At 46.0% G+C, this 14,723-nt stretch carries 12 protein-coding genes, 1 pseudogene and 1 riboswitch; of the genes and pseudogenes, 7 read left to right on the top strand and 6 right to left on the bottom strand.

Features of this window, described 5'->3' with window-relative positions; all coding sequences use genetic code 11:
* Positions 1-4 precede the first annotated feature (4 nt).
* Both KT99_RS06865 and KT99_RS21940 read right to left on the bottom strand, forming a co-directional pair.
* Positions 5-2,137 (bottom strand): S9 family peptidase, encoded by a 2,133-nt coding sequence (locus KT99_RS06865; RefSeq protein WP_005498330.1) that lies wholly within the window; start codon positions 2,135-2,137, stop codon positions 5-7.
* Positions 2,138-2,450: 313 nt separating this feature from the next.
* Positions 2,451-2,701: riboswitch (FMN riboswitch) on the top strand.
* Positions 2,663-2,803: a hypothetical protein gene (locus KT99_RS21940; protein WP_157752186.1), complete on the bottom strand. Its 141-nt coding sequence runs from the start codon at positions 2,801-2,803 to the stop codon at positions 2,663-2,665. It overlaps the preceding riboswitch by 39 nt.
* A gap of 55 nt (positions 2,804-2,858) precedes the next feature.
* Here KT99_RS21940 and ribB point away from each other — a divergent pair, with 55 nt between their 5' ends.
* Together ribB and KT99_RS06855 are read left to right on the top strand one after the other, a co-directional pair.
* A complete protein-coding gene (gene ribB / locus KT99_RS06860; RefSeq protein ID WP_005498329.1) occupies positions 2,859-3,512 on the top strand; it encodes a 3,4-dihydroxy-2-butanone-4-phosphate synthase in 654 nt (217 codons plus the stop codon).
* Positions 3,513-3,904: 392 nt separating this feature from the next.
* Positions 3,905-7,105 carry an EAL domain-containing protein gene (locus tag KT99_RS06855; protein ID WP_005498327.1) on the top strand — a complete coding sequence of 1,067 codons (3,201 nt, stop codon included), beginning with the start codon at positions 3,905-3,907 and terminating at the stop codon, positions 7,103-7,105.
* Between the two features lie 47 nt (positions 7,106-7,152).
* On the opposite strand, the gene ftnA is transcribed toward KT99_RS06855, so the two are convergent.
* Entirely contained in the window at positions 7,153-7,671 is a 519-nt protein-coding gene (ftnA, locus tag KT99_RS06850; RefSeq protein ID WP_005498325.1) for a non-heme ferritin, read from the bottom strand.
* Positions 7,672-8,047: 376 nt separating this feature from the next.
* Between ftnA and moeA the strand changes: the two genes are divergently transcribed.
* Together moeA and moeB are read left to right on the top strand one after the other, a co-directional pair.
* Entirely contained in the window at positions 8,048-9,292 is a 1,245-nt protein-coding gene (gene moeA / locus KT99_RS06845; protein ID WP_005498323.1) for a molybdopterin molybdotransferase MoeA, read from the top strand.
* 103 nt (positions 9,293-9,395) lie between these two features.
* Positions 9,396-10,163: a molybdopterin-synthase adenylyltransferase MoeB gene (gene moeB / locus KT99_RS06840; RefSeq protein ID WP_005498321.1), complete on the top strand. Its 768-nt coding sequence runs from the start codon at positions 9,396-9,398 to the stop codon at positions 10,161-10,163.
* 275 nt (positions 10,164-10,438) lie between these two features.
* On the opposite strand, the gene tnpA is transcribed toward moeB, so the two are convergent.
* Positions 10,439-10,882, bottom strand: coding sequence for an IS200/IS605 family transposase (tnpA, locus tag KT99_RS06835; RefSeq protein ID WP_157752185.1), 444 nt, complete (start codon positions 10,880-10,882; stop codon positions 10,439-10,441).
* Between the two features lie 504 nt (positions 10,883-11,386).
* Between tnpA and KT99_RS22745 the strand changes: the two genes are divergently transcribed.
* Both KT99_RS22745 and KT99_RS20605 read left to right on the top strand, forming a co-directional pair.
* A complete protein-coding gene (locus KT99_RS22745; RefSeq protein WP_005498317.1) occupies positions 11,387-11,584 on the top strand; it encodes a hypothetical protein in 198 nt (65 codons plus the stop codon).
* A gap of 149 nt (positions 11,585-11,733) precedes the next feature.
* Positions 11,734-12,381 (top strand): phosphotransferase family protein, encoded by a 648-nt coding sequence (locus KT99_RS20605; protein ID WP_005498315.1) that lies wholly within the window; start codon positions 11,734-11,736, stop codon positions 12,379-12,381.
* Between the two features lie 208 nt (positions 12,382-12,589).
* Here KT99_RS20605 and gltS read toward each other — a convergent pair whose 3' ends face one another.
* Together gltS and KT99_RS20600 are read right to left on the bottom strand one after the other, a co-directional pair.
* A complete protein-coding gene (gene gltS, locus KT99_RS06820) occupies positions 12,590-13,813 on the bottom strand; it encodes a sodium/glutamate symporter (RefSeq protein WP_005498312.1) in 1,224 nt (407 codons plus the stop codon).
* Between the two features lie 331 nt (positions 13,814-14,144).
* Positions 14,145-14,306, bottom strand: coding sequence for a DUF2986 domain-containing protein (locus KT99_RS20600; RefSeq protein ID WP_005498310.1), 162 nt, complete (start codon positions 14,304-14,306; stop codon positions 14,145-14,147).
* 195 nt (positions 14,307-14,501) lie between these two features.
* Here KT99_RS20600 and KT99_RS06815 point away from each other — a divergent pair.
* Positions 14,502-14,705 (top strand): annotated as a pseudogene (locus KT99_RS06815) (hypothetical protein); the annotation flags it as partial.
* Positions 14,706-14,723 lie beyond the last annotated feature (18 nt).

Below are 14,723 nucleotides of genomic sequence, written 5' to 3'. Positions count from 1 at the left end.
GCACCTAATTTAGGCCTAATAAACCAAGAAAGAAGGCATATTCCTGTGCCGTATCTTGATAACGACGATAACGACCACTCTTGCCCCCATGTCCCGCTTCCATGTCGATATGAAACAGCAACTTATTATCATCTGTCTTATAATCCCTCAACTTAGCCACCCATTTCGCAGGCTCAAAATATTGCACCTGAGAATCATGTAATCCCGTGGTCACCAATAGGTGGGGATAGGCCTGCCTGGTCATTTGATCATAGGGTGAATAACTCAGCATATAATCGAAATAGACCTTGTCATTGGGGTTGCCCCACTCATCATATTCATTGGTGGTTAGTGGGATAGTCTCATCGAGCATAGTCGTGACAATATCCACGAAAGGCACATGGGCAGCCACGGCAAAATACAGTTCGGGCGCCTGATTTATCACGCCCCCCATCAATAAACCACCGGCACTACCACCAGCGGCGAGCACCTTGTTGCTATCGCCATATCCCTGAGCGACTAACGCCTTAGTCACATCGACAAAATCATCGAAGCTGTGTTGCTTATTTAGCATGCGACCCGAGTCATACCATGGGCGACCCAGCATCTCTCCCCCTCTGACATGGGCGATGGCATATACCACGCCACGATCCAACAAGCTTATCGCCGAGCTATCGAAGTCGGGTTCTACCGTATGACCATAAGCGCCATAGCCATATTGATACAGAGGGTTTGACCCATCCTTAGTGAACTTATCTTTGCGATATACCAGAGTCACCGGCACTTTAGCTCCGTCTCGAGCCGTAATGAACAGTCTCTCTGCTTGATAACGTTCGCTATCGAAATCTCCCAGCACTTTCTCCTGCTTCAACAGGCGTCTATTCATCGGCTGACTCAAGTCGTATTCATAGACAGACTCAGGCGTAGTCGGGCTAGAATAATAGATACGCAACTTGTCACTTGGCTGACTGGCGTTCACATCCAAGCCTACGACATAGGCAGGATCATTAAACGTCAACTGATAGGATGCTTGCTCATTGAAGGGACGCACTTCTATCTGACTTACACCTTGGGTGCGGGTTTGCACGATCAGATAGTCTTTTAATAGCAAAATATCTTCGATACGCGTATCTGCGGCAGCGGCTATGACCTCTTGCCACTGACTCTTATCTGAAATCTGGCTTTCACTGGCTTTCATCAGCCTGAAATTTTCGGCCTGCCAATTAGTTAAGATGTAATACTCATCACCTAACTTAGATACTGAGTATTCATGACCCTCTTCTCTGGGCAATAATGGCTCGAACTGAGTTAACGGCTGGTCAGCATCAAGCACAGACACCTGACTGGTGATGGTACTCTCATGAAACAGTACAATACGAGTTTCATCTAAGCTTTTCCCCAGTGATATATAATAGGTATCGTCTTGCTCTTCGTACACCAGCACATCCTGAGACTGCTCGGTACCCAGCCGATGACGAAACACTTGATTCCCTAGTAAAGTTTGCGGATCTTTCTTGATATAGAACACATGTTGATTGTCATTCGCCCACACAGAACCACCATCTGTGCCATCCAAGACATCATCGAGCAAGGCTCCGCTGTCAATGTCTTTGAAATATATCTTGTACATGCGCCTGCTGAGGGTATCTTCGCCAAACGCCAGCTTAGACTCGTCATGACTGATGGACACACCACCTAAACCATAGAAATCGTGGCCACTGGCCCGCACATTCACATCGAGTAATACCTGTTCATTATTATGTTTTTGAGACGCTAGCTGAGCGTCTTCTGACAATATCGCCGCCGATGCCTGACTCACTCGCATATCACTATCACTACGGATCATCACTGGATACTCGAACCCAAGCTGATAACGCCGCGAATACCAATGGCTATGCCACTTATAAGGCACACTCGACTCGTCTTTATCCAGCCGGCCAATCAATTCGTCGAAGAGGGTCTGCTGTAGTGCCTCATAGGGAGCAAACTGAGCCGTTTTGTAGCGATTCTCGGCCTCTAAATGTGCCAGTATCTGAGAATCTTTTCTCTCATCATCCCTGAGCCAATAATAGTCATCGATCCGCTTCACTCCATGGAGATTTAGCTCAAATGGCACTTTCTTGGCGACCGGAGGAAGAAGATTATCGGCTTGTTTCATAGGTATTTCTCTCAAGGTATCTGTACACCCAAGCGATAGGCTTAGTATCAAGGGCACAAATAGTAAATTTAATCTGCAATCCGCAAAGGATCGACGGTATCTAGGCATCTTACACATCCTTGGTAATTGATGACTCATTTGGCACTTTCGAAATAAGATTCTAAAGAGGATGCCGTCTCAGGTAAAGGGCAAGCCCCCTATTCCTTACTCTTGTCATTTGTTTAAAACAAGTGCACCATACTGGCGCTCGACAGCTAAATCTTACTGGTATAGGACTAGATAACTCAGGCCTGACACCTAAGATGATGTACGAGTAAATTCTCAGGGCGGGGTGTAACTCCCCACCGGCGGTGATAGTACTCGATTCGATTTAATCATCTCACTCGAGTCTTAAGCCCGCGAGCGCCCAAGCAAGCTCATATTGATAAATATAAGCAGCCTGGGGTCAGCAGATCTGGTGCCTTTTACCCTAAGTAAAACATTCCAGAGTCGACGGTAATGAACTTTCTACTCACAGCCTTAAGCTTAAGTAGCGAGTCTGAGTCCGGATGAGAGAGAATGTAAAGATGCAACGAGAAGCCCCACAGACATACCTTCATCGGTATCTGTCACTGTGCTTACTCGCTTCAGCTTAAGCACCCCATTGCTTGTCAATGTCGGTGTCATTTTCTGCACGCCCTGATTCTGGAAAAAACAATGTTGTTTATTAAGGATTTAACCCATGAATCAGTCACTACTCTCCCCTTTCGGCACCGCAATTGAGCGCGTCGAAGTCGCACTAGAAGCACTTAAACAAGGCCTAGGCGTTCTCGTCGTCGATGATGAAGACAGAGAAAACGAAGGCGACCTGATCTATTCGGCAGAAATGCTAACCAATGAACAGATGGCACTGCTTATTCGTGAAGGTAGCGGCATAGTCTGCCTATGTTTAACCGACGAGCGGGTCAAGCATCTGGACTTGCCACCTATGGTCGAAGACAACTCCAGCCAATACGGTACCGCATTCACCATCAGTATCGAGGCTAAGGTAGGCGTTACCACAGGTGTTTCAGCCGCGGATCGCGTCACCACCATCAAGGCAGCCACAGCCGATAACGCAGTCGCAGGTGATTTAGCACGCCCTGGACATGTATATCCGCTACGCGCTCAGCCAGGGGGGGTAATGACCCGTCGCGGCCATACCGAAGGCACCATAGATCTCATGCAATTGGCAGGATTGAAGCCCGCCGGTGTACTGTGTGAAATAACCAACCCGGATGGCACCATGGCGAGACTGCCTGAGATCATTCAATTTGGCGCGAAGCACGATCTGCCAGTACTCACCATCGAAGATATTATTGAATTCCGTCATGCGCTGATGGCGAAGGCAAGCTAGATTCAACTCAGTATCATTTGCTTATCAGGCTAAACAAAAATCTATTATTCTTATTTTTGTTTAGCTATTGAGGACATTAACTAAACTCCCTTTAGTGAACACGTTAACCTTATGATTTATAAGGTTAAGTTACTTCCTCCACATTTTCACCAGACAAAACTCCTCATTAAAAACTTTGGCCAATTCAGCAAAAACATAACCCCAACAAAAATAGTACGTTAGTCGACTTTTTGACGCTATTATTTTATTTAGTGACCTAGATTAGACTTTGATGAAATATGTGTGACAGTCCTACTTGGCTATGATACTTATTCTCACCTCTTTTCGAATCAACAGCTTTCAGCGGCGCTCATATAGAGATCAATGCTGAGAATTTTGCATGGAGCAGACACATGCCATCGGTATTAAACAGGCTGAGCCTGAAACAAAAACTCATCTTGTTTGCCACTATGCCTATGCTGCTACTCGCCCTATTGGGTTCGATAGGCATGTTGCACCTGTTTGACCAATATCAGCAGGCTCAAAGAAATACACTCTCCATCGAGGTCAGTCGTGAAGTCAGTCAACTCATCTTCGAATTACAGAAAGAAAGAGGCCTTTCTGCCGGTTATGTCAGTAGCCATGGAGGTAAGTATCTAACTGATTTAAATCGGCAAAGGAAGCGGACCGACGCTCAGCGGCATAAATTATTCCAGAGTCCGGCTCTGGAAGCCTTCGTACAAACTCTGAAAACCGACCACAGCCAAATATTAAGAGCAAATCTGCAAGTCATCGAGACTAGTGGTCATAAGATGGCCACAATACGTTTGGGCGTCGATCGACAACAAAAGAATGAGGCCTTTCGATTTTACTCAGAATACAACCACCAACTATTAGTACTACTTTCTCAGCTAGAGATACAAACAGAGGATGCCCAGCAGACAAAGGCATACGAGGATCTGCTCAACGTGCTTACCATTCAGGAAACAGCTGCAAAAGAGCGTGGCTTGATGAACGGCATGCTATCGGCTCAATATCTGGACACTAAAGCCTTTATCATGATCAAGAGTATCCAGCATCTGCAGGCTCAAGCCATCACAAAAACCCTGTTAACTGCCGACACCCCAAACAGACGACAGATCAGAGAAATTCTCGACAGCAGTTCCAGCCAACAAGTCCTGCGAGTCAGAACTCCGTTAGAGTCTCAGATCCATATTATCGAACAGGCCTATAAGATCAGTAGACTATTGGGTTATGGCGGTTTGATACATGATTTTAAGAATTACCTGTTAAGGGGAGAGCAGAGATACTTAGCCAGTTTTAATCGCAATATTAATCAGCTAAAATTTAAACTCAACGAGTTAAAAAAATCAGATGGTCTGTCTCCGGTAAAGCTAGCAGCCATCATGCACATAGATGAAACCATAGATAACTATCATCAGCAGATAAATAAGCTGCAGCGACTCAAGCTGCAAGGCTTGAGCATCGAGGAACAAGACAGCTTAGTTCACGTAGATGATAAACTTATGCTCGAATCACTGGCGAGTCTCCAATATCAAGCCCCCGAAATCGACAGCAAATTTTGGTGGGAAATGACCAGCTCCCCAATAGAGAAGCTCCACAGTCTCACTAATAAGCTGACAGATAAGATAGCCAGACTCGGTTATCGACAGCAAACGGCATCCCTCAGCTATTTAGCACTAGGAATCGTAGCGGCGCTGATAAACTTGATCTTACTCTGTATCATAGGGCGAAGCATGATCAGCAACCTCGTCGATAGCATATCCTTAATTGCTAAGGATATGCAGAAGATGACCCTGGACCCTAGCCTCGAACTTAAAGTTCCCGTGAGAGGTAAGGATGAGATAGCCCAACTGTCTCACTCGCTTAATTTGATGCTGGAAGAGAGATCCAAGGCCAATCGACAACTCAAATTGGCCGCCGCCGTATTCGAGAGTTCCTCCGAGGGAATCTTAGTCACAGATGCAGACAACCATATCGAGCTGGTTAATCCTGCCTTTACTCAAATCACCGGTTATAGCTTAGAAGATGTCAAAGGCAGGAGTCCATCCGTATTAAATTCGCAGCAGCAAACCAGGCATTTCTATGACGAGATGTGGCAGTCGCTACAGACTGAAGGGAAATGGCAAGGTGAGATTTGGAACAAACGCAAGAATGGACAAGTCTATCCGGAATATTTAGCCATTACAGTGGTTAAGGATGATGCGGGACAGATCATTCAACATATCGGACTCTTCCTCGATATCAGTAATCGTAAACAGTATGAACAAAATATCTGGTATAAAACCCATTACGACCTGCTCACCAAGCTGCCTAATCGCTCTCTTTACACGATCAAAGTACAGCAAGAGATGACAATGGCCCAAGAGAATAATCGCCAAGTGGCGATCCTGTTTATCAATCTCGACCGTTTCAAATATACCAATGATATTTACGGTCATGAGGTCGGTAACAAACTATTGAGACAAGTGGCTTCCAGACTCAAATCCCTGGTGAATAAACATGATTTTGTTGCACGCCTCGGTGGCGATGAGTTCATCATCATCTTGCCGCGGATCCGACGTCAGCATCAGGTTCAGGCAATCGCCGACAAGGTGAACGCTCGCCTCGCATCTCCGTTTGGAGTCGATGGAGATGACTTAATGATCTCCGCCAGTATCGGCATCAGCCTGTTTCCGGAAAATGGTAGCAGTGAAGAGTTACTGACACGGAATGCCGAAACAGCCATGTATCAGGCAAAAAATGATGGCCGCAATAACTATCGATATTACTCGTCTGAGATGAATGAGCATATACTCGAACGCATCCAACTCGAACAACGTCTCAGACAAGCCGTCATTCGACAAGAGTTCTGCTTGCATTATCAACCCATAGTGAATCTGGACGATCGTACTATCACCGGGGTCGAAGCGCTCATTCGTTGGCAAGACCCCAAATTCGGCATGATTGCTCCTGATATGTTTATCCCAATCGCCGAAGAAACCGGATTGATAGAACCTATAGGAGAGTGGGTATTACAGCAGGCATTAACCGATCTTGCCCATTGGCACAGATTAGGATTCAAGATAAGTATGGCGATAAATGTGTCTGGCAGACAACTGCTCGGCCAGAATAAAACCAGTTTTAAATGTCTCCTCAAAGCCCTGCTAAAGAAAAATGATATCGAGCCCCAATATCTCCACATAGAGATAACCGAGTCAATGTTGATGGATGATACCGAACAGTGCATGACAGTGTTGGAGTCGATCCGCTCCCTAGGCCTGGATATCTATATCGATGACTTCGGCACTGGCTACTCCTCCCTCAGCTACCTGAAACGATTCCCCATTGCCGTCATTAAGATAGACAAAAGTTTTATCGACAACATGTTGGAGAGTGAGTCTGATGCCAAGCTGATTAAGGCCATTGTTATGATGGGCCAGAGTCTGGAGCTCAAGCTAGTCGCCGAGGGGATAGAAACTCATGCTCAGTGGCAGATGTTACAAGCTCTGGGTTGTGATTTCGGCCAAGGTTATCTATTTTCCCATCCTTTACCGGCGCAAGAACTAGCATCATTTCTCCACCAGCAGGCCCAAGCTATAGTCGCTCCATAATCCTGCAACAATAAAGGAGCCACCAAGGCTCCTTGTTTTTTACTGGCTTACCCCGCCATCACGCTAGTCGACTCTTGGGCAGCCATTTGGGCGAGATCTTTATCGACAAAGAACAGCGCCTTGCCATCCTCCCCCACTAGACGGATCTTATCGACGATAGATTTAAATAACTTCTCCTCTTCATGCTGCTCAGAGACATACCACTGCAGAAAGTTGAACGTCGAATAATCTTGATTAGTAAATGCGGCATGAGCCAATGCATTGATTTTAGATGTGATCATCTGCTCATGCTCGTAGGTGTATTCGAATAAGGCCAACAGCGAAGTAAAATCAGACTGAGGCGCCTCTATCGATCCAAGCAGAGGTAAACCACCGGTTTCACTCACATAAGTAAATAGACGATGCATATGCTGCATCTCCTCATTGGCATGAGCACGCATAAACTTAGCCGCCCCTTCGAAGCCTTTATCATCACACCATGCACTCATTTGCAGGTATAAATTAGAAGAGAAAAACTCGACATTTATCTGAGCGTTCAGTTGATCAATCATTGTTTTTTCCAGCATTTTATTCCTCTCGACGCATATCTGCTTAGCTATCTTATATAGCTAAGCATTATCGTGAAAAAAATAAAAAACTGCAATTAAATTTACTTAAGCCATTGTTTGCCAAATGCAAATGGTTATTGTTAAGCTACTCATACAACTATTGCCGGATATTCAATGCCTTGTTTACCCTGATACTCATACCTAGCATCTTGAGGTTCAGCCCCCCCCTACACAGCAAGCTCAAGCCACGGACTCATTTTCACTCGTTACAGAAACTAACGTGGAGATCATAGTCTTCTGATATCAGCGTGGCATAATGTCCGCTCACTTTCGCTTTTACTAATGTCACGTATATTCACGTGAGATTATAAATTCCTTATTAAAAGGTAGCCAGATGCCCACTAAAGCCGATCCATGCTCTCAACCTAGCCTCATGCATCCAGATGAAGCGATTGCACTACTACTCAAACAAGTGAATCCGCTAGAAGACTCAGAAGTCGTGCCGCTTTCCCAAGGGCTAGGACGAGTATTGGCCGAAGACTTAGCATCCAGCATAGACCTGCCCCCATTCAATAACTCGTCCATGGACGGTTACGCCTTTCGCTTCGAAGATCTTGCCCACAATGAGAGCCTACAGTTAATTGGCCAATCCTTCGCAGGCCATCCGTTCGAGGGCGAAGCGAAACCTGATACCTGCATTCGCATCATGACAGGTGCACCTCTGCCCGATGGCTACGATACCGTGCAGATGCATGAGAGGGTCGAAGCGAAGGAAGCGGCTATTTTTATCCAATCCCCTAAAGCCATAGGAGCCAACGTGCGCTATCGTGGCGAAGAGGTTAAAACAGGTGGCAAGGTATTAGTCAGCGGCACTCAGATTGGCGCCGCCGAACTCGGCGTGCTAGCCACCATAGGCACCAGCCAAATACGTGTGACACGTCAGGTAAAAGTCGCCTTCTTCTCTACCGGAGATGAACTTAGACCCGTAGGAACAGAGTTAGCATCTGGCCAGATCTATGACTCTAACCGATACAGCATTCGCGGCCTACTCAGCCGAGCCAATGTCGAGTGGATCGATATGGGCGTGGTTGAAGATGATCCTGAGGCGATACGTGAAGCATTCAAAAATGCCGCAGCCAATGCAGATATGGTGCTCACCTCGGGCGGAGTCTCCGTAGGAGATGCCGATTACACTAAACAAGTACTCGATGAAGTGGGTGAAATCACGTTTTGGAAGCTGGCCATTAAACCTGGTAAGCCCTTCGCCTTCGGTAAGCTAGGTAAAGCCATCTTCTGTGGCCTGCCAGGTAATCCTGTGTCCTCCATGGTGACCTTCTACAAGCTAGTATTGCCTCTGATCATTAAGATGCAGGGGCTTCCCCAGGTCAAGCCACTACAGCTAAAGGCCACATTGAAGGGAGATCTGCGTAAATATCCGGGACGTGTAGAATATCAGCGCGGCATCTTAAGCCAAGATGATAAGGGTGAATTCGAAGTCACTTTAACCGGGGGCCAAGGCTCTGGCATGCTCACCTCGATGAGCTTAGCGAACTGCTTCGTCATACTTAGCCAAGAGCAAGGCGATACCTCAGACGGTACGCTCGTTACGGTTGAGCCTTTCAACTCAGTCCTTTGCTAAATTAAGTATTTGCTAGCAGTTAGCTTAAGCGATGGCATCGCGAGCTGATTGCTAGCCAATTTATAGCCAATTACTAGCCAAGACAAGCATCAGGAAAACAGATATGAGTTCGACACCCAATAACGATGAGATCTTGTCTGACAGCGAGATGCTCAGATACAGTCGCCAGATCTCTATCAAGGCGATGGATTTCGAAGGCCAGGAGAAGCTCAAACTCGCTAAGGTGCTGATTATCGGTGCCGGAGGCCTGGGCTGCGCCGCCAGCCAATATCTTGCGGTAGCGGGTGTGGGTCACATGACTTTAGTCGATTTCGATACCGTCGAGTTATCCAACCTGCAGAGGCAAGTGCTACATCAAGACAAGAATATCGGTCAAGCTAAGGTCGAGTCAGCCAGAGAAACCCTGAGTGGACTCAACCCTCATATTCAGATAGATGTCATCGATGCTGTGCTGGACGATGCCGAGATAGATAAACTAGTTGCTCAACATGGCTTGGTATTGGACTGCACAGATAACGTGGCGGTACGTGAGCAGCTCAATAGCAGCTGCTTCAGGCATAAGGTGCCTCTCGTTTCCGCCGCCGCTATTCGCATGGAAGGCACAGTGACTGTATTCGATTATCAGGATGAGCATCCCTGCTATCACTGCTATAGCAAGCTCTTCGGTGAGCAGCATCTCACCTGTGTCGAATCTGGCATACTCGCGCCTGTCGTCGGCATGATAGGTTGCCTACAGGCAGTCGAGGCCATCAAGGTGATCACTAAGATGGGTAAGCCTCTGCTGGGACGCATCTTGATGATAGATGCCATGACCATGGAGTTCCGCGAGATGAAACTGGCTAAACAGGTAAACTGTGAAGTCTGCGGCTAGAGCTTGGATGGTTTTAGCAGGCATTAAAAATTTAATTTTAAAAAAGTGAAAAACTCTTTAACCCTCCCCTAGTGGGAGACATTATTCTGCTTTCAACGGGTTAACAACCCAATATCTACTCACTGAAAGCTGACGAATAATACCTGGAGTTAACGATGAACTTACTGACTAAAACTCAGATATATCGAAGACTTCGCCTTCAACGCCGACGACTCGGGTGCACTCATCAAATCTCAGCCATTATTTATTAAAGAATCGGCCGCAAGCGACCGAGTTTAGAAGAGCCCTAGCTGCTCTGAATTTTTCTCTTTCCTATCTAATTCAATCAACTGGTTTTGAACATACTCACGAATAGCCTCTTCATTTGCGTTACCAATAGTTTCAACAAAGTAGCTTTGAGTCCAAAGCTTACCACCCCAGAAATACCGCCTTTTGATATCTGGGTAGCATTTGAAAAATTCTCGGGCTGAAATGCTTTTTATCACATACATAATATGACTTGGTGATATCTTCGGCTCACTTCTCACAACCATATGAATGTGATCTTCAGGGATTTCTAATTCAACGATATCAATATCGTAATCGAAGCCCGCTTTATGAATAATGGCTTTCATCGTTTCACGATAAGGGTCTGAGAACACTTTTCTGCGATACTTAGGTATCCACACAAAGTGATACATTAACCTGAAAATATGATGTGAATTTCGCTGATGTTCCATGTATTGAATAATATAGACTGAGACAAGCCCAGTCTATATTATCCAGCACGGGGGCAAGCCCCCGAGATTTTCGCTCCGCGCGTTAAATATATCGGCACAGGAAGGAGTAAGGTACACAGTGACACTACCCGAACTGATGACACAGAATAAAGCGCGAGATTTTATTAAAAACCCTGCGATTCAGCTGAGCTGATGATAATGGACTGACCCGTACTGACAGCCTATCTAGCCAGTATCAATTGCTGGCTATTTTCCGTATTAGATGAATTAATCTCCAAAAACACACAGAAAATTAACCCTTTTATGGACATGACTCGTTACTAATGGCATAAATTAGATCTTCCTACCTAGGTCTGTACCTTGCCAAGCGGCGAAGCTCTGGATCAGTGGGAGCTGTTCAAGCGTGATCATAAGAGTGTAGAATCAAGCTCTGACGTGACAAAACCGACGAGTTAATACTACTCGGTATAATACTCACTCGAATAAAAAGGACCATCAGAGCAGATGTCGAGATTACCCACAGATCCCTCCTATGAGCTGGCTTGTGATATCAGCGATAACTGGGTTTTAGATGATTGGCGCCCCATCCTCGACACTATCTGTATCAGGCATGGTATAAATGCTATCCATATGAGCCAGAACTTCGAAGGCACTAACCCTGTCTTCGAGTTGACTCAAGCTTCGAGTGCCAGAGGCTTATAAATCCTTTATCGTTAAACTTTTAGCGCCTAACTTTCATGTACAGTATCAGAGCGAATACCTGAGCCTCAAGTTACTCAACCACCACAGATTGGGGGTCAAGGGTACCTAAGCTGTTTTACTGCGGGGATGTCGACAACTGGCCCTACCTGGTGATAGAGAAGCTAGATGGCGTCATGCTCTCTTCTGTACTCACAGAGCTTACTGTCGAAGAAAGATGCGATATCACACTGGAACTGGGTCAGTTCAGTAAACAGTTACATCGGCTCCCCGAGCAAAACATCGAAGGCTTAAGACTGGATTGGCCAGACTTTATCCGATTACAAACCGATAAATGCCATGAGAAGCGTAAGAGACAAGGCCTGCCAGAGCCTCTACTTGAAGAGTTAAATGCCTATCTTGCCCAGCATACCGATAAATTACTTCCTTACCTTAATCAATCAAATGCACACCTGATACATACAGATCTGCATCTGGGTAACTTATTGGTTAAAAAACACGAGGGGCGGTATCGATTCACCGGGATCATAGATTTTGGCGATGCCCTGGCCTGCCCCGATCCTGTATTTGAATTTACCTCACCGGCATTACTGCTCGCCCTGGGTGAGCCCAGCATATTCCACGCCTATCTCGATGGTTATGGTTATCAAGGCAAACGAGATACCGGCTTACAGCAACACATGATGATGCTCAGCCTGTTGAGACACACGGGTGACATGAACTACATGCTGCAACATGTTCCAGGCTGTAGCGAAGAGAACAGCTGGCAGGCACTGGAAGCTAAGTTTTTCCCGCTTTAATCCAGGCTGCTGACTTCGGCCATCAGCAAGCCTTTCTCGACCCGAAGTGAGACTCTACCCTTATGGATCTGCACCGCCGTAACCCCTTGAATCGAGCCGTAGCGCCCACCTAACATGGTGTGACTTTGCTTAGTAAACAGAAAGTGCAAAGAGAGACAGATTTGAAAAGATAAACTCCCTCAAGCGAGAGAGTTTGGTATTGATAGGCTTAAACGATGAAGCTTAGGTAGCCCTGCAAGATGATCGCATTAACGATGTCGATAAAGAAGGCACCAACAATTGGCACCACCATAAAGGCTTGAGGTGATGGACCCGTTCTGGTCACTAAGGCTCCCATATTCATCACGGCAGTAGGCGTCGCGCCCATGCCGAAGCCACAATGACCACCCGCCATCACAGCGGCGTCGTAATTGCTGCCCATCACGCGGAAAGTCACGAAATAGGCAAACAGAGCTAAGATCACAGTCTGTGTCACTAGGATGACCAACAGGGGAATAGCAAGATCGAATATCTCCCATAGCTTAAGATTCATCAGCGCCATAGCCAAAAACAGTGACAGAGAGACCGTACCTAAAATATCGATGCACTCACTGTTAATCTTATAGCCACGCGAGACCTCGGTGATGTTAGTGATCACCACACCGATAAACAGGGCGTAGACAAAATCAGGCATTTTTAGCCAGCTGATGCCCATTGTCGCCACCAGAGTGCCAATCCATTTAGCGCCGGCCACACAAAACAGCAGGATAAACAGCACCTCAAGAATACTCTTAGCGGTAACCCTATCCTCTTCTAGCTGATCGTAAGTCACCAGATCAGGATGATCTTTATGGTGATTGCCACCGACACCATAGGAGGACACCAGATTATTTTTATTAATCAGCCTCTGGGCCACAGGACCGCCTATGATCCCGCCCATGACCAAACCAAAAGTCGCAGCAGCCATAGCAAACTCTAGCGTATTAATGCCATAGTCTTCAGAGAATGTTTGCGCCCAGGCAGCACCGGTACCATGGCCACCCGAAAGTGTAATAGAACCGGCAATCAAGCCCATCAAGGGCTCTAAGCCCAAGGCCGTAGCCATACTCACCCCGACGGCATTCTGAATAACAATATAGAGAGAGGCGATCCCTAAGAAGATAAACACCTTGCTGCCGCCTTTGAGCAGCAATTTATAACTCGCTGCCAGTCCAACGGTACTGAAAAACATCAGCATCAAGGTGTTTTGCATCGACAGGGTAAACTCTAACGAGATATTGTTGAAATGTAACACTGTGATGATCGCCGCGACAATAAGACCGCCGACAATAGGCTCAGGAATATTGTACTTTCTAAAAAAAGCGACATGGCGGTTAACTGAGTGCCCGATAAAAAGCACTAAAATCGCCACTAAAAACGACTCTAGTTCGCCTATTGAATAAACTGTATTCATGAAACTCCTTTTTGAATGAACAAAGCTTTCATTACGACCTCAATGCAAAACTGGGCAGTGATGCAAATTAGGAGTATAGGTAATGAAAACTATGCCCACTATTCTGTCTGCGATGAATAATCAGCTGAATTCCCGCAGATGAGATTAGAAGCGGCACATTGTGCCACAGTTCACCTTATATGGAACATTATTGAAAGGTAAAAAAGAGAAGTATATTGAGGGGAAATGTAAAAATCATACAGTTTTAGTATGATTTCCCTTCAAATGTTAATGGTAGTGAGGGAATGTTATGCCTAATTTGAACATTTTAAACACCATTGAACAAAAAGTCTTAAGGTTTCTGAGCGGGCATTGAGCTCAAAAGAGCAATCTCAGCTAAACGCTCACGCTCGGCTTTGGATATATATTTCGGCTTATTGCTTGAGTGCGATTTAGCATTGGCCTTTTTCGCTTTTTTCTTGAAATTCAGGGTTATCTTTTTTGTCCGGTTCATCTTTTTACAGCCTAGCCATTATCAATGACATGATTATACCAATAAACCAATTCAAACCAACAACTCCGCCCGCGAAGAAAGCGCTCACAAAACCGCTACAACTAGCCACTTAAATCAACATCATCAGAGAGGTAAATCACAACTCTCACCTTTTTAGATTAATAATCCGCACACGGATAGACAGCAGAAGAGTCCGATATAAAAGTCATTACAGTGACTTCCAGCCGTATGGGCAAGCCAGTCAGTGCCATTCCCAATACGGTCACCATTATCGACAGAGAGCAGCTGTTCAGAACCACTAAATATCTATCGACAATTATCGGTAACTTGGCACCTAGCTTCTCTCCCAGTCGTCAGAAAATGAGTAATACAGGTGAAACACTGAGGGGGCGCCCACCATAATGCATGCAGCAAACC

It is taken from the genome of Shewanella benthica KT99 (assembly GCF_000172075.1).
In the GTDB taxonomy this organism is placed as follows: Bacteria; Pseudomonadota; Gammaproteobacteria; order Enterobacterales; family Shewanellaceae; genus Shewanella; species Shewanella benthica_A.
The sequence above is the reverse complement of the archived record's forward strand: the minus strand, read 5'-3'. Positions and strand labels throughout refer to the sequence as shown.

Coding starts and splice junctions, on each gene's coding strand:
- KT99_RS06865 (WP_005498330.1), bottom strand. CDS start 2,137: ATGAAACAAGCCGATAATCTTCTTCCTCCGGTCGCCAAGAAAGTGCCA.
- KT99_RS21940 (WP_157752186.1), bottom strand. CDS start 2,803: ATGACACCGACATTGACAAGCAATGGGGTGCTTAAGCTGAAGCGAGTA.
- ribB (WP_005498329.1), top strand. CDS start 2,859: ATGAATCAGTCACTACTCTCCCCTTTCGGCACCGCAATTGAGCGCGTC.
- KT99_RS06855 (WP_005498327.1), top strand. CDS start 3,905: ATGCCATCGGTATTAAACAGGCTGAGCCTGAAACAAAAACTCATCTTG.
- ftnA (WP_005498325.1), bottom strand. CDS start 7,671: ATGCTGGAAAAAACAATGATTGATCAACTGAACGCTCAGATAAATGTC.
- moeA (WP_005498323.1), top strand. CDS start 8,048: ATGCCCACTAAAGCCGATCCATGCTCTCAACCTAGCCTCATGCATCCA.
- moeB (WP_005498321.1), top strand. CDS start 9,396: ATGAGTTCGACACCCAATAACGATGAGATCTTGTCTGACAGCGAGATG.
- tnpA (WP_157752185.1), bottom strand. CDS start 10,882: ATGGAACATCAGCGAAATTCACATCATATTTTCAGGTTAATGTATCAC.
- KT99_RS22745 (WP_005498317.1), top strand. CDS start 11,387: ATGTCGAGATTACCCACAGATCCCTCCTATGAGCTGGCTTGTGATATC.
- gltS (WP_005498312.1), bottom strand. CDS start 13,813: ATGAATACAGTTTATTCAATAGGCGAACTAGAGTCGTTTTTAGTGGCG.
- KT99_RS20600 (WP_005498310.1), bottom strand. CDS start 14,306: ATGAACCGGACAAAAAAGATAACCCTGAATTTCAAGAAAAAAGCGAAA.